This window comes from Tardiphaga sp. 172_B4_N1_3 (assembly GCF_052076035.1).
Lineage (GTDB): Bacteria > Pseudomonadota > Alphaproteobacteria > Rhizobiales > Xanthobacteraceae > Tardiphaga > Tardiphaga robiniae.
Window position 1 is genome coordinate 1,344,927 of record NZ_CP197238.1, and the last position, 17,830, is coordinate 1,362,756.

Here is a 17,830-nt window from a genome sequence, read left to right on the forward strand (position 1 = left end):
ATGACGAAACTGATCATCGACGGCAAAGAGATCGAGGTCCTCGCGGAATACACGCTGCTGCAGGCGTGTGAAGCCGCCGGCGCCGAAATCCCGCGCTTCTGCTACCACGAGCGCCTGTCGATCGCCGGTAACTGCCGCATGTGTCTGGTGGAAGTGAAGGGCGGACCGAAGCCGGTCGCGAGCTGCGCCTGGGGCGTGCGCGATTGCCGGCCTGGTCCCAAGGGAGAACCGCCGGAGATCTCGACCCGTTCGCCGATGGTCAAGAAGGCACGCGAAGGCGTGATGGAATTCCTGCTGATCAACCACCCGCTGGATTGCCCGATCTGCGATCAGGGCGGCGAGTGCGATCTGCAGGATCAGGCGATGGGCTATGGCGTCGACACGTCGCGCTTTGCCGAAAACAAGCGCGCCGTCGAGGACAAGTATCTCGGCGCACTGGTCAAGACCTCGATGAACCGCTGCATCCAGTGCACGCGCTGCGTCCGATTTGCCGCCGAGATCTGCGGCGTGCCGGAAATGGGCGCCACGGGTCGCGGCGAGGACATGGAAATCACCTCGTTCCTCGAAACGGCGCTGACCTCGGAACTGCAGGGCAACCTGGTCGATATCTGCCCGGTCGGTGCGCTGACCTCGAAGCCTTACGCTTTCGCCGCGCGTCCTTGGGAGCTCGGCAAGACCCAGTCCATCGATGTCATGGATGCCGTCGGTTCGGCGATCCGCGTCGATACCCGTGGCCGCGAAGTGATGCGCATCTTGCCGCGGGTCAACGAGGCGGTGAACGAGGAATGGATTTCCGACAAGACGCGCCACATCGTCGACGGCCTGCGCACGCAGCGCCTCGATCGTCCTTATATCCGCGACAACGGCAAGCTGCGCGCTGCGACCTGGGCTGAAGCGTTCAGTGCCATCGCTGCGAAGGTTGCCGGCACCAAGAAGATCGGCGCCATCGCTGGCGATCTCGCCGCCGTCGAGGAAATGTTCGCACTGAAGCAACTGCTCGCAAGCATGGGGTCGGCCAATCTGGCGACCCAGAGCGCGGGCGCTTTCGATGCGGCCACTGGCCGCGCGTCCTACATTTTCAACCCGACCATCGCCGGCATCGAGCAGGCCGACGCGCTGCTGATCGTGGGCGCCAATCCGCGCAAGGAAGCCGCCGTTCTCAACGCGCGCATCCGCAAGGCATGGCGCACCGGTGCATTGAAGGTCGGCGTGATCGGCGAGAAGGCCGATCTGACCTATCGCTACGACTATCTCGGCGCCGGCACGGACTCGCTGGCCGAACTCGCCGCCGGCAAGAACGCTTTCGCCGATGTGCTGAAGAACGCCAAGCACCCGATCGTGCTGGTTGGCGCCGGCGTGGCCGCACGTGCCGATGGCGCTGCGGTACTGGCGGCGGCTGCCAAACTCGCTTCGGACTTCGGTGTTATCAAGGACGGCTGGAACGGTTTTGCGGTGCTGCAGACGGCGGCCTCGACGGTCGGCGCGCTCGATATCGGCTTCGCGCCGACCTCGGGCAGCCTGAGCCTCGCGCAGATGACGTCGGCCGGTTCGCTCGACGTGCTGTTCTCGCTCGGCGCCGACGACGTGAAAGTCGCTGACGGCACTTTCGTCGTCTACATCGGCACCCATGGTGACCGCGGTGCGCATCGCGCCGACGTGATCCTGCCGGGTGCGGCCTATACCGAAAAGTCCGGCATCTTCGTCAACACCGAAGGCCGCGTGCAGATGGCGGAACGCGCCGGTTTCCCGCCGGGCGATGCCCGCGAGGACTGGGCGGTGATCCGCGCATTGTCCGACGTGCTCGGCCACAAGCTGCCTTACGACTCGCTGGCTGCCTTGCGGCAAGCGATCTTCAAAGCTGCCCCGCACCTGATGCGCATCGATCAGATCGAGGCCGGCGATGCCGGTGCGATCAAGACCCTTGCGGGCAAGGGCGGCACCGTCGACAAGACACCGTTCAAGGCCTCAGTTGAGGACTTCTACCTGACCAACCCGATCGCGCGTGCGTCAGCCATCATGGCGGAATGCTCCCGCCTGGCCTCCGGCCAGATGCTGACGGCGGCGGAGTAAACCGATGGCTGAATTCTGGACTAGCACCCTGTGGCCGCTGATCATCATGGTCGCGCAGAGCCTCCTTGTGCTCGTGGTGCTCTTGATTGCGATTGCCTACATCCTGCTGGCTGACCGCAAGATCTGGGCGGCGGTACAGATCCGCCGTGGCCCCAACGTGGTCGGGCCATTCGGCCTGCTGCAATCCTTCGCGGACTTGCTGAAATTCGTGTTGAAGGAGCCGGTGGTTCCTTCCAGCTCCAACAAGGGCGTGTTCCTGCTGGCGCCGCTGGTGTCCTGCGTGCTCGCGCTGGCGGCCTGGGCGGTGATCCCGATGGATCTCGGCTGGGTTATTTCCGACATCAATGTCGGCGTGCTCTATATCTTCGCGATTTCGTCGCTGTCGGTCTACGGCATCATCATGGCCGGCTGGTCGTCGAATTCGAAATATCCGTTCCTGTCGGCGCTGCGCGCCGCGGCGCAGATGGTGTCCTACGAAGTTTCGATCGGCTTCGTCATCATCACCGTCTTGCTCTGCGTCGGCTCGCTGAACCTGACGGCCATCGTCGCCGCGCAGGATTCGAAGTGGGGCATTCTCGGCTGGTACTGGATCCCGCTGTTCCCGATGTTCGTGATCTTTTACGTCTCGGCGCTGGCTGAAACCAACCGTCCGCCCTTCGACCTCGTCGAAGCGGAATCGGAACTGGTCGCGGGCTTCATGACCGAATACGGCTCGACCCCGTATCTGCTGTTCATGCTCGGCGAATACGTCGCCATCGTCACCATGTGCGCACTGGCAACGATCCTGTTTCTCGGCGGTTGGCTGTCGCCGATCCCGTTCGCGCCGTTCACCTGGGTGCCAGGCATCATCTGGTTCGCCATCAAGGTGATGTTCATGTTCTTCCTGATTGCGATGGCGAAGGCGATCGTGCCGCGCTACCGCTACGACCAGCTGATGCGTCTGGGCTGGAAGGTCTTTCTGCCGCTGTCGTTGGCGTACGTCATCATCGTCGCTGCCGTGCTGCAATTCGGGGGCCTTGCTCCGAAATGAGGTCACTATGAATATCAGGGCAACAGCTCACTCGCTTCTGCTGGCGGAGTTCGTTTCGGCGTTCGTCCTCGCCATGCGGTATTTCTTCAAGCCGAAGCCGACGCTGAATTATCCGTTCGAGAAGGGGCCGATCTCGCCGCGTTTCCGCGGTGAGCATGCGCTGCGCCGCTATCCGAACGGCGAAGAGCGCTGTATCGCCTGCAAGCTCTGTGAAGCGGTGTGTCCGGCACAGGCGATCACCATCGAAGCCGGTCCGCGCCGCAACGATGGGACGCGCCGCACCGTGCGCTACGACATCGACATGGTGAAATGCATCTATTGCGGACTGTGCCAGGAGGCCTGTCCGGTGGATGCGATCGTCGAGGGACCGAACTTCGAGTTCGCCACCGAGACGCGTGAGGAACTCTATTATGACAAGGCGAAATTGCTCGCCAACGGCGACCGCTGGGAGCGCGAGATTGCGAAGTCAATCGAACTCGACGCGCCGTACCGGTAAGGTGACCAGATGATCCTTCCCGCACTGTTCTTCTATCTGTTCGCCAGCATCTGCGTGGCTTCCGCGGTCATGGTGATTGCCTCGCGCAATCCCGTGCATTCCGTGCTGTTCCTGATCCTGGCCTTCGTCAACGCCTCGGGCCTGTTCGTGCTGATGGGCGCCGAATTCCTGGCAATGCTGCTGATCGTCGTCTATGTCGGCGCCGTCGCGGTGCTGTTCCTGTTCGTCATCATGATGCTCGACGTGGACTTCACGCAGCTGCGTGAAGGCTTCATTCAGTATCTGCCGTTTGGTCTCGTGATCGGCGCGATCTTCCTCGCCGAATTGCTGCTGGTCGCAGGTGGTTGGGTAATGAACCCGAACGTCACCAAGTCGATCACGGCGGCCATCCCGACGAATGTGAGCAATACCGAGGCGCTCGGCCTCGTGCTCTATACGAAGTACATCCATTACTTCCAGCTGGCCGGCATGGTGCTGCTGGTGGCGATGATCGGCGCGATCGTGCTGACGCTGCGTCACAAGGTCAAAGTGCGGCGCCAGGACATCAATGTTCAGAACGCGCGCAATCCGGAACTGGCGATGGAAGTGCGCAAGGTCGCGACCGGGCAGGGCCTGCAGGACGCTGACGCGGGGAGCTGGGTCAAATGACGATCGGTCTCGGACACTATCTGGCGGTCGCAGCGATCCTGTTCACGCTGGGCATTCTCGGCATCTTCCTGAACCGCAAGAACATCATCGTCATCCTGATGTCGATCGAGCTGATCCTGCTCGCCGTCAACATCAACATGGTGGCGTTCTCGACTTTCCTCGGCGACATCGTCGGGCAGGTGTTCGCGCTGCTTGTGCTGACCGTGGCCGCTGCGGAAGCAGCGATCGGTCTCGCCGTGCTGGTGGTCTATTTCCGCAACCGCGGCTCGATCGCGGTTGAAGACGTCAATCTGATGAAGGGCTGAGCCAGTTATGATCCAGGCTCTTGTATTCCTGCCGCTGATCGGCGCGCTGATCGCAGGCTTCATCGCCATTCTGGGTGCGCATGGGCGTAACCCGAGCGGCGACGAGATGGACCATGCGCATGACGACCACGGTCACGGCGATGCCAGCGCGCATGCACATGCTGCGCATGGGCATGACGATCATGGTCACGATGATCACGACGACCATCACCACGTTGCCGAGCCGGCCGCGCTCGGCTCGCGTGCAGCCGAGCTGATCACCGCCGGTCTTCTGGTGGTGTCGGCGGTGCTGTCCTGGATGACCTTCGTCGATGTCGCCTTCATGCATCACGATGCCCGCGTCGTGCTGCTGAACTGGATCAATTCAGGCGATCTGCAGCTGTCCTGGACGCTGCGCGTCGATACGCTGACCGCCGTGATGCTGGTCGTCGTCACCACGGTGTCGTCGCTCGTGCACATCTATTCGCTCGGCTATATGGAAGATGATCCGAACCGGCCGCGCTTCATGGCGTATCTGTCGCTGTTCACTTTCATGATGCTGATGCTGGTGACGGCGGATAACCTGCTGCAGCTGTTCTTCGGCTGGGAAGGCGTGGGTCTGGCCAGCTACCTGCTGATCGGTTTCTGGTTCAAGAAGCCCTCGGCCAATGCGGCGGCGATCAAGGCCTTCGTGGTCAACCGCGTCGGCGACTTCGGCTTCCTGCTCGGCATCTTCGCGCTGTTCATGCTGGTCGGCTCGACCGATCTCGACACCATCTTCGCCAGCGCGCCCGGACTGACCGGCAAGACGATCAACTTCTTCGGCTGGCACGCCGATGCGCTGACACTGACCTGTCTGCTGCTGTTCGTCGGCGCGATGGGCAAGTCAGCCCAGTTTCTGCTGCACACCTGGTTGCCGGACGCGATGGAAGGCCCGACGCCTGTGTCGGCGCTGATCCATGCGGCGACCATGGTCACCGCGGGTGTGTTCATGGTGGCGCGCATGTCGCCGCTGTTCGAACTCGCACCGAATGCACAGGCCGTCGTGATGCTGGTTGGCGCGACCACTGCATTCTTCGCTGCGACCATCGGTCTGGTGCAGAACGACATCAAGCGCATTGTCGCTTACTCGACCTGTTCGCAGCTCGGTTACATGTTCGTGGCGCTGGGGACGGGGGCTTACTCGGTCGCCATGTTCCACCTGTTCACGCACGCCTTCTTCAAGGCGCTGCTGTTCCTGGGCTCGGGCTCGGTGATCTACGCGATGCATCACGAACAGGACATCCGGAAGATGGGTGGCCTGTGGAACAAGATCCCGTTCACTTACGCGATGATGACCATCGGTACGCTGGCGCTGACCGGCTTCCCGTTCACGGCCGGCTACTTCTCGAAGGACGCGATCATCGAAGCGGCTTACGCCTCGCACACCCAGTTCGCCTTCTACGGCTTCCTGATGACCGTGGTCGCTGCCTTGCTGACTTCGTTCTATTCGTGGCGTCTGGTGTTCAAGACGTTCCACGGCGAGCCGCACGACAAGAAGCATTACGATGCAGCGCATGAAGCGCCGCTGTGGATGCTGGTCCCGCTGGCCGTGCTGGGCATCGGATCGTTCGCCGCAGGCTTCCCGTTCAAGGAGCTCTTTGCCGGTCATCACGTCGGCGAGTTCTTCCGGGAATCGCTGAAGATGAACCCGCACATCATCGAGGAGATGCATCACATCCCGGGCTGGGTGCCCTATGTGCCGACCGTGATGATGGTGCTCGGTTTCCTGATTTCGTACCTGTTCTATGTTCGCAAGCCGTATTTGCCTGTCGAACTCGCGAACCAGCATCCGCTGCTCTACAAGTTCCTGCTCAACAAGTGGTACTTCGACGAGCTCTACGAGATCATCTTCGTTCGTCCGGCCAAGTGGATCGGCCACTTCCTGTGGAAGAAGGGCGACGGCATGATCATCGACGGCCTCGGGCCTGATGGTGTCTCGGCCCGCGTGCTCAATATCACGCGCGGCGTGGTCAAGCTGCAGACCGGCTACCTCTATCACTATGCCTTCGCGATGCTGATCGGCGTCGCCGGGTTGATCACCTGGTTCATCTTCGGCCTGGGGGGCCAGTAACAATGGCGTCCGTCATGACATGGCCGGTTCTTTCGGTCGTCACCTTCCTGCCGATCGTCGGCGCGATCCTGATTTACCTCAGCCGCGGCGACGACGAGGCTGCGCAGGGCAATGCGCGCTGGATCGCGCTCTGGACCACGCTGATCACTTTTGCGGTCTCGCTGATCCTGGTGATGCGCTTCGACCCGTCGAACGGCGACTTTCAGTTCGTCGAAAAGGCGCCGTGGCTGGCCGCGACCATCAACTACCACATGGGCGTGGACGGCATTTCGCTGCCCTTCGTGATCTTGACAACAGCCCTGATGCCGTTCTGCATCCTGTGCAGCTGGAAGTCGGTCACCAAGCGCGTTCGCGAATACATGATCGCGTTCCTGTTCCTGGAAACGCTGATGATCGGCACCTTCTCGGCGCTGGATCTGGTGCTGTTCTATCTGTTCTTCGAAGGCGGCCTGATCCCGATGTTTCTGATCATCGGCATCTGGGGCGGCCCGCGCCGCGTCTACGCCTCGTTCAAGTTCTTCCTCTACACGTTCCTCGGCTCGGTACTGATGCTGCTGGCCATCATGGCGCTGTACTGGAATGCGGGCACGACCGACATTCCGACGCTGATGCACACGGCCGTGCCGCGCAGCCTGCAGACATGGGCGTGGTTGGCATTCTTCGCATCCTTCGCGGTCAAGATGCCGATGTGGCCGGTACACACCTGGCTGCCTGACGCACACGTGGAAGCGCCGACGGCAGGTTCGGTCGTGCTGGCCGCGATCATGCTGAAGATGGGCGGTTACGGCTTCCTGCGCTTCTCGCTGCCGATGTTCCCGGATGCCTCTCTCTATTTCGCGCCGATGGTCTGGACGCTCTCCGTGATCGCGATCGTCTACACGTCGCTGGTCGCGCTGATGCAGGAAGACATCAAGAAGCTGATCGCCTACTCGTCGGTCGCGCATATGGGCTACGTCACTATGGGTATCTTCGCCGGCACGACGCAGGGCGTCTCCGGCGCGGTGTTCCAGATGGTGTCGCATGGCATCGTGTCGGGCGCGCTGTTCCTCTGCGTCGGCGTCGTCTACGACCGGCTGCATACCCGCGAGATCGCGGCCTATGGTGGCCTCGTCAACCGGATGCCGATCTATGCGGCGCTGTTCATGGTCTTCACCATGGCCAATGTCGGTCTGCCCGGCACCTCCGGCTTCGTCGGTGAATTCCTGACGCTCATCGGCACCTTCAAGGTCTCGATCCCGACGGCGACATTCGCCAGCATCGGCGTGATCCTGTCGGCGGCCTATGCACTGTGGCTGTACCGCAAGGTCGTGTTCGGTGAACTGACCAAGCCTGCGTTGCAGGGCATCAAGGACATCACGTTCCGGGAAGGCCTGGTGCTGGTGCCGCTGGTCATTCTCACCATTCTGTTCGGAGTCTATCCGAAGCCGGTGCTCGACATGTCGGCGGCTTCGATCCAGCTCCTCGTTAACAATTACGCTGCTGCAACGTCTGCCGTGAAGGCAGCCGCGCTGCTGCAATGACCGCAGCAGATCAGGATAACGCGCAATGACGATTACGACCGCCGGATATTCCCTGCTGCCCGTACTGCCGGAGCTGATGCTCGCGGTTGGCGCCATGGTGCTGCTGATGATCGGTGCCTTCAACGGACCGAAGGTCACGGGCATGGTCACCACGCTCGCCGTCTGTCTGCTGGTGGTGGTCGGCGCGGCTGAAATCATGCTGCCTGCGGGCAAGCATGTCACCTTCGGCGGCAGCTTCATCGTCGACGATTATGCGCGCTTCCTGAAGGTGCTGGCGATTATCGCGTCGGCCGTGACGCTGATCCTGTCGCGTGAATTCCTCGCGGACCAGTCCCGTCGTATTTTCGAATACGCCATCCTGGTGCTGCTCTCGACGCTCGGCATGATGGTGCTGATCTCGGCCGGCGACTTGATCATGCTGTATCTCGGCCTCGAATTGATGAGCCTTGCGCTCTATGTCGTCGCAGCCTCTAACCGCGATAATGCAAAGTCGACCGAAGCCGGCCTCAAGTATTTCGTGCTGGGTGCGCTGTCGTCCGGCATGCTGCTCTACGGCGCTTCTATGATCTACGGCTTTACCGGCACGGTGTCCTTCGCCGGCATCGCCGCCGAAGCCAAGACCGGCAATATCGGCCTGGTGTTCGGGCTGGTGTTTCTGCTCGCCGGCCTCTGTTTCAAGGTTTCGGCCGTGCCGTTCCACATGTGGACGCCCGATGTCTACGAAGGCGCACCGACGCCCGTCACCGCCTTCTTCGCCTCGGCCCCGAAGGTTGCAGCACTCGCCGTGTTCACCCGCGTCACGCTGACGGCGTTCCCGGGCATTGTCGTGCAATGGCAGCAGGTCGTGGTGTTCGTGTCGCTGGCCTCGATGGTACTGGGCTCGTTCGCCGCCATCGGCCAGACCAACATCAAGCGCCTGATGGCCTATTCGTCGATCGGCCACATGGGCTTCGCGCTGGTCGGTCTTGCCGCCGGCACGCAGGAGGGCGCGCAGGGCGTGCTGGTCTATATCGCGATCTATGTCGCGATGACCCTCGGTACCTTCGCCATCATCCTGACCATGAAGCGCAATGGCCAGCCCGTTGAGACGATCAAGGATTTCGCCGGCCTGTCGCGCACCAATCCGATCATCGCCTTCTTCTTCGCGATGTTCCTGTTCTCGCTGGCAGGCGTGCCGCCGCTGGCCGGCTTCTTCGGCAAGTTCTACGTCTTCATGGCTGCCATCAAGTCGGGCCTGTTCGTACTGGCCGTGGTCGGTGTGTTGGCCAGCGTGGTGGGCGCGTTCTACTACCTGTCCATCGTGAAGCTCATGTATTTCGACGAGCCGGTCGGGAAGCTCGATCCGATGCGCGTTGAACTGCGCACGGTGCTGGCTGTGGCGGGTCTCTTCAACGTGTTGTTCTTCGTCTATCCGGCGCCTCTGGTCAGCGCGGCGGCATTCGCAGCGAAGTCGCTGTTCTAGATGGTATTTTCGCTCGGTCCCCGAGCCCTCGCGGCGGGCACGAAGCTCGCCGCATTCGACACAGCCGGTTCGACCAATACGGAAGCCATGGACCGCGCGCGCGCAGGCGAGCGCGGTCCGATGTGGTTTGTCACAACGGAACAGACCGCGGGACGTGGGCGACGGCATCGGCCGTGGGTCGCTCCCCGCGGGAACCTCGCCAGTTCGGTTCTCGAAGTTCTTGATGTGACGCCCTCAGTTGCGGCGACACTGGGCTTCGCCGCCGGCGTTGCCGTTGAGAAGGCGCTCCGACAGATCAGCGTCGAAGCCGCGATGCGGGCGCCGCAGTCGGCCGCGAATGACTATCGGCTGAAATGGCCGAACGACGTTCTGGCGGGCGGGCACAAGCTTGTCGGAATGAATCTGGAGGCGGAGGCAGCGCCGAACGGCCAGCTTGCTGTTGTCGTCGGCATCGGCACCAATGTGGTGGCGGCCCCCGACAATATGCCTTATCCGGTTGCTTGCCTGCATGCGATGGGCGTCAGCGCCAGCGCCGAAGACCTGTTTGCGGCGCTTTCGGACACCTGGCAGGAGATGCGCGGCATCTGGGATTCCGGCCGCGGGTTTGCCGAGATCCGGCGACAGTGGCTGGAGCGTGCAGCAGGGATCGGTCAGCCGGTGTCCGTGGACAACGGGGTACAGACGATTTCGGGAATTTTCGACACCATTGATGAGGCCGGTTGTATGATTGTCGCGACAGCGGATCGCCGGCGAATCCCTATTACCGCCGGCGACGTTCATTTCGGATCGGCCGCGTCGACAAGGACAGCACGCAAATGACGCGACCCAACGAATTGACCTTCGCACCGCTGGGAGGCGTCGGCCAGATTGGCATGAACCTGTCGATCTATGGCCTGGCCGGGAAGTGGCTGGCGATCGACCTCGGCGTCTACTTCGGCGACGAGGAACATCTGCCAGGCATCGATCTGGTGATGCCCGACGTGCGCTTCCTGGAAAAGGAAAAGAAGAATCTCGTTGGTCTCGTGCTCACCCACGCCCATGAGGACCATTTCGGCGCCATCATCGACCTGTGGCCCAAGCTGAAATGCCCGATCTATGCGACACAGTTCAGCGCCGCATTGTTCGAAGCCAAATGCGCCAGCGAGCGCAATCCGCCGAAGATCCCCGTCACCGTGGTGCCATCGGGCGGCCGCATCAATCTCGGCCCGTTCGATATCGAGTTCATTCCGGTTGCGCATTCGATTCCGGAATCCCATGCGATCGCGCTGCACACGCCGCTCGGCACCGTGCTGCATACCGGTGACTGGAAGATCGATCCGACGCCGATCATCGGCCTGCCAACCGACGAAAAGCGGCTGCGCGAACTCGGTGACGCCGGCGTACTGGCCATCATCGGCGACTCCACGAATGCGGTGCGCGATGGCCGCTCACCGTCCGAAACGGAGGTTGCCGCCACGCTCACCAAACTGGTGAAGGCTGCCAAGGGCCGCGTCGCCGTTACGACCTTCGCATCGAACGTGGCCCGGTTGCGGGCCGTTGCCGAAGCGGCGCAGGCCGCGGGCCGCGAAGTGGTGCTGGTCGGCCGCGCTATGGAGCGCGTCGTGCAGGTGGCCCGCGAATGCGGCTATCTCGATGGACTGCCGGCGTTCCGTAACGCCGACTATTACGGCCATTTCCCGCCGGACAAGGTGGTGGCGCTGTGCACGGGCAGTCAGGGTGAAGCGCGCGCGGCGCTGGCGCGTATCGCCAGCGACGATCATCCGATGGTGACCCTCAACAAGGGTGATACGGTGATCTTCTCGTCGCGGACCATTCCGGGCAACGAGAAGGCGGTCGGCACCATCATCAACGGTCTTGTCACGCAGGGCATCGAGGTGATCACCGATCGCGATGCGCTGGTGCATGTGTCGGGCCATCCGCGCCGCGACGAATTGCGCGACATGATTTCCTGGGTTCGTCCGCAATTGCTGATCCCCGTCCATGGCGAGGCGCTGCATCTGCATGAGCATGCCAAGCTCGCGCGCGCCTGCGGCGTGCCTCGGACCATGATCGTCAAGAACGGCGACCTCGTGCGCCTGGCGCCCGGCGATGCTGCCGTCATCGACGAATTGCCGTCGGGCCGCATGTTCAAGGACGGTCTCATTCTCGAGGATTCCAAGTCCCGCGCCGTAAGCGAGCGACGCCGGCTGTCCTTTGCCGGCTGCGCTTTTGTGGCACTGGCCGTGACAATGAAGGGCGAACTGGTCGACGACCCTGCGGTCGACCTGATCGGCATTCCCGAAAAGAACCTCAAGGGCGAGGTGATGGAGGATGTCGTGTTCGACATCGTCGTCAACATCGTCGAGAACCTGCCCAAGGCGCGCAAGCGCGATCCGGATGCGATGGCGGAGTCGGTGCGACGCGCTGTCCGCTCGTCACTCGCCGATCAATGGGGCAAGAAGACGATGTGCTACGTTCACATCCTGCAGGTCGAAGACTAAAAGCAAAGAAACAAAGACTACGGAGGACACCATGCTGGGCCGGCTCAATCATGTGGCGATTGCCGTCGCCGATGCGGAGAAAGCTGCGAAGATCTACGGCACCGCCTTCGGTGCCGAGATTTCCGCGACCGTGCCGCTCCCGGAGCATGGCGTGATCACGGTGTTCGCGACGCTGCCGAATACCAAGATCGAATTCATCCAGCCGCTCGGCGCGGACTCGCCGATCGCCAAATTCGTCGAGCGTAATCCTGACGGCGGCATTCATCACATCTGTTACGAAGTGCCGGATATCATCGCGGCACGCGACAACCTGATCAAGGAAGGCGCGCGCGTGCTTGGCGACGGCCAGCCGAAGATCGGCGCCCACGGCAAGCCTGTGCTGTTCCTGCATCCCAAGGATTTCTCGGGCGCGCTGGTAGAGATCGAACAAGCTTCCGAAATCGAACAGTCCTGAGGACGCGATGGCCTATACGATCTCGACGTCGCTCGCGGTCTATTTCGTCATCTGGTGGATCACGCTGTTCCTGACGCTGCCGTTCGGCGTCCGCAGCCAGCATGAGGATGGCAAGGGCACCGACGGCACCGATCCCGGTGCGCCTGTGCTGGCCCGGATGGGGCGCAAGCTGATCTGGACCACGGTGATTTCCGCGGTGCTGTTCGCGGCCGGCATGTATGCGTATCGCATGGGCTACTTCAACATCGAGAGGCTCTCGAAGTTGATGGGCGTGCCGATCTGAGAGCGATCTTTAACCTGCGGAGTCTGTCCTTTCAGGTGTCGATACGGAGCTGACGCATGAAGCGCTTTCTGCTTTTTCTGTTGCTTGGGCCGGCTGTCGGTTTCGCGGTTTTCGAGCTGCGCGAAATTGCCAGCGGCAGGATCATCGGCGGCTTTCCCGGCTTCATTATGGGATTGCCCTTTGCCTACTGGTTCGGGCTGATCCCGTCGCTGGTGATGTGGCTTGAGGACTGGTTCCTTGAAGACAAGATGCAGCTGTGGCCGAAGGTGCTGACCTCGGCGCTTACTGGCTATGTCGTGAGTATCGGGATGATGTTGATCTGGACGTCGGTGTCGATTCCGCTGCGTCAGATTCTTACATTCGGGATCGTCGGCGCGGTACAGGGCCTGGTCTGTTCGTGGCTGTCGGGCATCAAGCCGAAGGGTGGTGCGCTGTAATACGCGGCGCTTTGCATCTCCGAAAAAAGGCCGGCATGGATGCCGGCCTTTTTTGCGTCTCGGACGATATGAAGCGTCGCTATCGTTGTCGGGAATCTGCCGAAAAAAAAGAGCAGGGCCGCAGCCCTGCTCGGAAAATTGTGTCGACCCTATTACCCCAAACTTTGGATTTTATCCTTGCTTAGCGGGTTGACGCTGCTTGAGCGCGTCAGGGCTCCTCCCGAGACTTGGACCACCAGACTCTGTCCTTACGAACCGCCTGAGCTGTGAGTCGTAGCTTAACTTTTTTTGTTTGTCACCAATTTCGGCAATGTGTGTTCAAAATTTAGGCCAAGGGTAGAATCGCGACCTTTTACGCGATTTCCGGTCACGCTGGGGTCGCTGTGGCCGACATCGGAAATGGAGATATTTGACAGCCTGCGAAGCAATTCGCCAGGCGAACGGAATTAAGCCCCGATTGCCAGCTCCATGTCCTAGACTGCCCGGCGTCCGACCCGTCGCCCTTGTATTTTGGCGGCCGATCCGGTTTCACTCGCGTTCTCCCGTGTCCCTCCGATTCCCAGGCCTAACCATGCGATTGTCGCGCTATTTTCTGCCCATTCTCAAGGAAACGCCGAAGGAAGCCGAGATCGTCTCGCACCGGCTGATGCTGCGCGCGGGCATGATCCGGCAGGAGGCCGCCGGCATCTATGCCTGGTTGCCGCTGGGCCTGCGGGTGCTGAAGAAGATCGAGGCGATCGTCCGCGAGGAGCAGAACCGGGCGGGCGCCATCGAGCTCCTGATGCCGACATTGCAGCTCGCCGATCTCTGGCGCGAAAGTGGGCGCTACGACGCCTATGGGCCGGAGATGCTGCGCATCGTCGACCGCCACAAGCGGGAGCTTCTCTACGGGCCGACCAACGAGGAAATGATCACCGAGATCTTCCGCGGCTATGTGAAGTCCTACAAGAGCCTGCCGCTGAACCTGTACCACATCCAGTGGAAGTTCCGCGACGAGCAGCGTCCGCGTTTCGGCGTGATGCGCGGCCGCGAATTCCTGATGAAGGATGGCTATTCGTTCGACATCGACGAAGCCGCGGCGAAACATTCCTACAATCAGATGTTCGTCGCTTATCTGCGCACCTTCGCGCGCATGGGCCTCAAGGCGATCCCGATGCGCGCCGAGACCGGACCGATCGGCGGCGATCACTCCCACGAATTCATCGTGCTCGCCGAAACCGGCGAGTCCGGCGTATTCTGCGACAAGAACGTGCTCGATCTGCCGATCCCGCCGGCCGATGTCGACTATAGCGGTGATCTCACGGGCATCATCAATCAGTGGACCTCGATCTATGCGGCAACCGAAGACGTCCACGACGCCGCGCGGTTCGAGAGCGAAGTGCCGGCCGAGCGGCGGCTCAACACCCGCGGTATCGAAGTCGGCCAGATCTTCTATTTCGGCACCAAATATTCCGACGCGATGAAGGCAACCGTTGCGGGCGCCGATGGCGCGGAGACGCCGATCCATGGCGGCTCCTATGGCGTCGGCGTGTCGCGGCTGCTGGGCGCGATCATCGAGGCCTGCCACGACGAGAACGGCATCAAGTGGCCCGAGGAAGTGGCGCCGTTCCGTGCTGCGATCCTCAACCTGAAGCAGGGCTCGCCCGATACGGATGCGGCCTGCGAGGCGCTCTACAAGGAGCTCTCGGCCAAGGGCGTCGATGTGCTCTATGACGACACCGACCAGCGCGCCGGCGGCAAGTTTGCCACCGCTGACCTGATCGGTGTGCCCTGGCAGATACTCGTCGGCCCGAAGGGGCTCGCCGAAGGCAAGGTCGAGCTGAAGCGGCGCGATGACGGTTCGCGTGAGAATATCAGTGCCGCTGAGGTCGTCGCAAAGCTGACGTCCTGACGACTTATCCACTGTGTGGTCGCCGCATCACTCACGATGCGGCTAGAATAAGCCCGATTCGTATGGGAGTCGGGCGATGGATGATGCCATGAGCGAGCCAGTTCGAACCCCACCCTTCGCCGCCTTCGAATGGCTGCTGTCCGGACGCTATCTCCGTGCGCGCCGCAAAGAGGGATTCATCTCCGTCATTGCCGGTTTCTCGTTCCTCGGCATCATGCTCGGCGTTGCCACGCTGATCATCGTGATGGCCGTGATGAACGGCTTCCGCAAGGAACTGCTCGACAAGATCCTCGGCCTCAACGGGCATCTGCTGGTGCAGCCGCTGGAAAGCCCGCTGACCGACTGGAAGGATGTCGCCGACCGCATCAGCGGCGTGAATGGCATTCGTCTCGCGGCGCCGGTCGTGGATGGCCAGGGGCTGGGATCATCCGCGTTCGGTGCTGCCGGCATCTTTATCCGCGGTATCCGCTCTGGCGATCTCAATAACCTCACGTCGATCGCCAAGAACATCAAGCAGGGCACGCTCGAAGGCTTCGATGATGGGCAGGGTGTGGCGATCGGTCGGCGGCTGGCAGATCAACTCTCGATCCACGCCGGCGACATGATCACGTTGATCTCGCCGAAGGGGGCGGTGACCCCGATGGGCACGACGCCGCGCATCAAGCCCTACAAGGTTGCTGCCGTCTTCGAGATCGGCATGTCGGAATATGACTCGACCTTCGTGTTCATGCCATTGGCCGAGGCGCAGACTTACTTCAATCGCCCCTCTGACGTAACCTCCATCGAGGTCTACACCAACAATCCCGACAGGATCGACGAGTATCGCAAGCTCGTGACCGAGGCGGCCGGGCGGCCGATCTTCATCGTCGATTGGCGGCAGCGCAACTCGACCTTCTTCAATGCGCTGCAGGTCGAGCGCAACGTCATGTTCCTGATCCTGACGCTGATCGTGCTGGTGGCGGCGCTGAACATCGTCTCCGGCCTGATCATGCTGGTGAAGGACAAGGGCAGCGACATCGCGATCCTGCGCACCATGGGCGCCTCTCAAGGCTCGATCATGCGGGTGTTCCTGATCACGGGTGCTGCGATCGGCGTGGTCGGCACGCTGGTCGGATTCTTCGTTGGACTACTGGTCTGCTTCAACATCGAGACGATCCGGCAATTCATCTCGTGGATGACATCCACGGAGCTGTTCTCGCCGGAACTGTATTTCCTGTCCAAGCTGCCGGCCGAGGTCGACGTCGGCGAGACCAGCGCGGTCGTGATCATGGCGCTGACGCTGTCGTTCCTGGCGACCCTCTACCCGTCGTGGCGCGCCGCGCGCCTCGATCCCGTCGATGCGCTAAGATACGAGTGAGTGACTGATATGGCGCAAGGGGCAGATGATGTACCGGTGGTCTATCTCCACGACATCAAGCGGCAATACACCCAGGGCGAAAGCGTTCTGACCATTCTCGACAATGCCAAACTGGCATTGTGGGCGGGGCAGTCGGTCGCGCTGGTGGCGCCGTCCGGCTCGGGCAAGTCGACGCTGCTGCATATTGCCGGCCTGCTCGAGAGCCCGGATGACGGCGAGGTCTATGTCGGCGGCACCGCGACCTCGGGCCTGTCGGACACCGAGCGCACCCAGATCCGCCGCACCGATATCGGCTTCGTCTACCAGTCACATCGGCTGCTGCCGGAATTCACCGCGCTAGAGAACGTCATGCTGCCGCAGATGATCCGCGGCCTGAAGCGCTCCGAGACGGTTGCCCGCGCCAAGGAAATCCTGGCCTATCTGGGTCTGGCCGAACGCATCACCCATCGCCCGGCGGAGTTGTCGGGCGGCGAGCAGCAGCGCGTTGCTATTGCCCGCGCGGTAGCCAATGCACCGCGCGTGTTGTTTGCCGATGAGCCGACGGGCAATCTCGATCCGCACACCGCGGATCATGTCTTCAGGGCGCTGATGCAGCTGGTGAAGGCGACCAAGGTGGCGATGCTGATCGCGACCCACAACATGGAACTGGCTGGCCGCATGGATCGGCGGGTGTCGCTGGAAAACGGCAAGGTCGTCGAACTCGACTGACCCCGCCACTCGTTTCATTTGAGAGAGAAAAAGTGAGGCGCCGCGGACGGCGCCGTCGCTCAGTAGCTGCTCTTACGCTTGCGCTTCACGCGCGGCTGCTGCGGCGCGTAGGTCTGCGCATAGGCCAGCGCCGGATTGGCGAAGCAGGTCAGGCCGATGCCCGATGCCGTCGCGGCGCACTGCGCATAGGTGCGGTAGCTGCAGTCGTCGTCGTCATAGAGCGAGCGCATGCAGAACGGATAACCGCTCGGCGTGTTGAACGAGAACGGGCCGGGATCGGTGCGCTGTGCTGCGGCGGGCGTGACGGTGAGGGCCGAGAGGGCGCCGAAGGCGACCAGAGCAAGCAGGGCTGCGCGCATCGAATTCTCCTGCCGACTCAGATGGCCGGCTGCGTGTGATCTCTGATCGGCACAAAGCCGGTCAGAGAGGTATTCGTCAACTCACAAAGCCGGATTCCGCTCCGCATCTGGCGCCGGAAACATGCCGTAACAGGGCTTGTTCGGCACAGGCGACGCAATACGGCGTAGGTGATCGCCGGCGAGGGATGGCCTTGGCTGGCTGGGCGTAAAGCGTGCCGGCCTGCCATTTTAACCATCC

17 protein-coding genes are annotated in these 17,830 nt (G+C 61.9%); 16 read left to right on the plus strand and 1 reads right to left on the minus strand.

What is annotated here, in order from left to right; all coding sequences use genetic code 11:
- From nuoG to AB7783_RS06150, 16 genes are all read left to right on the plus strand, one after another.
- The gene (nuoG, locus tag AB7783_RS06075) at positions 1-2,070 is read left to right on the plus strand and encodes an NADH-quinone oxidoreductase subunit NuoG (RefSeq protein WP_441279644.1); all 2,070 of its coding nucleotides are present in this window, start codon (positions 1-3) and stop codon (positions 2,068-2,070) included.
- A 4-nt stretch (positions 2,071-2,074) separates the two neighbouring features.
- Entirely contained in the window at positions 2,075-3,100 is a 1,026-nt protein-coding gene (nuoH, locus tag AB7783_RS06080) for an NADH-quinone oxidoreductase subunit NuoH (protein WP_089264558.1), read from the plus strand.
- A 7-nt stretch (positions 3,101-3,107) separates the two neighbouring features.
- On the plus strand, positions 3,108-3,596 hold the full coding sequence (gene nuoI / locus AB7783_RS06085; protein WP_089264557.1) for an NADH-quinone oxidoreductase subunit NuoI: 489 nt from the start codon (positions 3,108-3,110) through the stop codon (positions 3,594-3,596).
- Positions 3,597-3,605: 9 nt separating this feature from the next.
- Positions 3,606-4,244, plus strand: coding sequence for an NADH-quinone oxidoreductase subunit J (locus AB7783_RS06090; protein ID WP_068730884.1), 639 nt, complete (start codon positions 3,606-3,608; stop codon positions 4,242-4,244).
- A complete protein-coding gene (gene nuoK, locus AB7783_RS06095) occupies positions 4,241-4,549 on the plus strand; it encodes an NADH-quinone oxidoreductase subunit NuoK (protein WP_068730883.1) in 309 nt (102 codons plus the stop codon). The genes AB7783_RS06090 and nuoK overlap by 4 nt, the downstream gene beginning before the upstream one ends.
- Positions 4,550-4,556: 7 nt before the next feature.
- Positions 4,557-6,641 carry an NADH-quinone oxidoreductase subunit L gene (nuoL, locus tag AB7783_RS06100; protein WP_439077027.1) on the plus strand — a complete coding sequence of 695 codons (2,085 nt, stop codon included), beginning with the start codon at positions 4,557-4,559 and terminating at the stop codon, positions 6,639-6,641.
- A 14-nt stretch (positions 6,642-6,655) separates the two neighbouring features.
- The gene (locus AB7783_RS06105; protein WP_414716891.1) at positions 6,656-8,161 is read left to right on the plus strand and encodes an NADH-quinone oxidoreductase subunit M; all 1,506 of its coding nucleotides are present in this window, start codon (positions 6,656-6,658) and stop codon (positions 8,159-8,161) included.
- A gap of 25 nt (positions 8,162-8,186) precedes the next feature.
- A complete protein-coding gene (gene nuoN, locus AB7783_RS06110; RefSeq protein WP_441277116.1) occupies positions 8,187-9,623 on the plus strand; it encodes an NADH-quinone oxidoreductase subunit NuoN in 1,437 nt (478 codons plus the stop codon).
- The gene (locus AB7783_RS06115; protein WP_441277117.1) at positions 9,624-10,442 is read left to right on the plus strand and encodes a biotin--[acetyl-CoA-carboxylase] ligase; all 819 of its coding nucleotides are present in this window, start codon (positions 9,624-9,626) and stop codon (positions 10,440-10,442) included.
- On the plus strand, positions 10,439-12,103 hold the full coding sequence (locus AB7783_RS06120; RefSeq protein WP_089264553.1) for a ribonuclease J: 1,665 nt from the start codon (positions 10,439-10,441) through the stop codon (positions 12,101-12,103). Before AB7783_RS06115 ends, AB7783_RS06120 begins: the two co-directional genes overlap by 4 nt.
- A gap of 31 nt (positions 12,104-12,134) precedes the next feature.
- Positions 12,135-12,557: a methylmalonyl-CoA epimerase gene (gene mce / locus AB7783_RS06125; RefSeq protein WP_068730877.1), complete on the plus strand. Its 423-nt coding sequence runs from the start codon at positions 12,135-12,137 to the stop codon at positions 12,555-12,557.
- 7 nt (positions 12,558-12,564) lie between these two features.
- On the plus strand, positions 12,565-12,840 hold the full coding sequence (locus tag AB7783_RS06130; RefSeq protein WP_068730876.1) for a DUF1467 family protein: 276 nt from the start codon (positions 12,565-12,567) through the stop codon (positions 12,838-12,840).
- A 56-nt stretch (positions 12,841-12,896) separates the two neighbouring features.
- Positions 12,897-13,277, plus strand: coding sequence for a hypothetical protein (locus AB7783_RS06135; protein WP_089264551.1), 381 nt, complete (start codon positions 12,897-12,899; stop codon positions 13,275-13,277).
- Between the two features lie 571 nt (positions 13,278-13,848).
- Entirely contained in the window at positions 13,849-15,168 is a 1,320-nt protein-coding gene (proS, locus tag AB7783_RS06140) for a proline--tRNA ligase (RefSeq protein WP_089264550.1), read from the plus strand.
- A 76-nt stretch (positions 15,169-15,244) separates the two neighbouring features.
- The gene (locus tag AB7783_RS06145; protein WP_068730873.1) at positions 15,245-16,525 is read left to right on the plus strand and encodes a lipoprotein-releasing ABC transporter permease subunit; all 1,281 of its coding nucleotides are present in this window, start codon (positions 15,245-15,247) and stop codon (positions 16,523-16,525) included.
- Positions 16,526-16,534: 9 nt separating this feature from the next.
- Positions 16,535-17,233, plus strand: coding sequence for an ABC transporter ATP-binding protein (locus AB7783_RS06150; protein WP_441277118.1), 699 nt, complete (start codon positions 16,535-16,537; stop codon positions 17,231-17,233).
- A gap of 59 nt (positions 17,234-17,292) precedes the next feature.
- On the opposite strand, the gene AB7783_RS06155 is transcribed toward AB7783_RS06150, so the two are convergent.
- Complete coding sequence (locus AB7783_RS06155; RefSeq protein ID WP_089264549.1) at positions 17,293-17,592, minus strand: DUF3551 domain-containing protein; 300 nt, start codon at positions 17,590-17,592, stop codon at positions 17,293-17,295.
- Between the last annotated feature and the right edge of the window lie 238 nt (positions 17,593-17,830).

Excerpts from the sequence above, each read along its gene's own strand:
- AB7783_RS06155 (WP_089264549.1), bottom strand. The coding sequence starts at position 17,592 with ATGCGCGCAGCCCTGCTTGCTCTGGTCGCCTTCGGCGCCCTCTCGGCC.
- mce (WP_068730877.1), top strand. The coding sequence starts at position 12,135 with ATGCTGGGCCGGCTCAATCATGTGGCGATTGCCGTCGCCGATGCGGAG.
- AB7783_RS06130 (WP_068730876.1), top strand. The coding sequence starts at position 12,565 with ATGGCCTATACGATCTCGACGTCGCTCGCGGTCTATTTCGTCATCTGG.
- AB7783_RS06150 (WP_441277118.1), top strand. The coding sequence starts at position 16,535 with ATGGCGCAAGGGGCAGATGATGTACCGGTGGTCTATCTCCACGACATC.
- proS (WP_089264550.1), top strand. The coding sequence starts at position 13,849 with ATGCGATTGTCGCGCTATTTTCTGCCCATTCTCAAGGAAACGCCGAAG.
- AB7783_RS06145 (WP_068730873.1), top strand. The coding sequence starts at position 15,245 with ATGGATGATGCCATGAGCGAGCCAGTTCGAACCCCACCCTTCGCCGCC.
- nuoG (WP_441279644.1), top strand. The coding sequence starts at position 1 with ATGACGAAACTGATCATCGACGGCAAAGAGATCGAGGTCCTCGCGGAA.
- AB7783_RS06135 (WP_089264551.1), top strand. The coding sequence starts at position 12,897 with ATGAAGCGCTTTCTGCTTTTTCTGTTGCTTGGGCCGGCTGTCGGTTTC.
- nuoK (WP_068730883.1), top strand. The coding sequence starts at position 4,241 with ATGACGATCGGTCTCGGACACTATCTGGCGGTCGCAGCGATCCTGTTC.
- AB7783_RS06105 (WP_414716891.1), top strand. The coding sequence starts at position 6,656 with ATGACATGGCCGGTTCTTTCGGTCGTCACCTTCCTGCCGATCGTCGGC.
- nuoL (WP_439077027.1), top strand. The coding sequence starts at position 4,557 with ATGATCCAGGCTCTTGTATTCCTGCCGCTGATCGGCGCGCTGATCGCA.
- nuoI (WP_089264557.1), top strand. The coding sequence starts at position 3,108 with ATGAATATCAGGGCAACAGCTCACTCGCTTCTGCTGGCGGAGTTCGTT.
- nuoN (WP_441277116.1), top strand. The coding sequence starts at position 8,187 with ATGACGATTACGACCGCCGGATATTCCCTGCTGCCCGTACTGCCGGAG.
- nuoH (WP_089264558.1), top strand. The coding sequence starts at position 2,075 with ATGGCTGAATTCTGGACTAGCACCCTGTGGCCGCTGATCATCATGGTC.
- AB7783_RS06090 (WP_068730884.1), top strand. The coding sequence starts at position 3,606 with ATGATCCTTCCCGCACTGTTCTTCTATCTGTTCGCCAGCATCTGCGTG.
- AB7783_RS06120 (WP_089264553.1), top strand. The coding sequence starts at position 10,439 with ATGACGCGACCCAACGAATTGACCTTCGCACCGCTGGGAGGCGTCGGC.
- AB7783_RS06115 (WP_441277117.1), top strand. The coding sequence starts at position 9,624 with ATGGTATTTTCGCTCGGTCCCCGAGCCCTCGCGGCGGGCACGAAGCTC.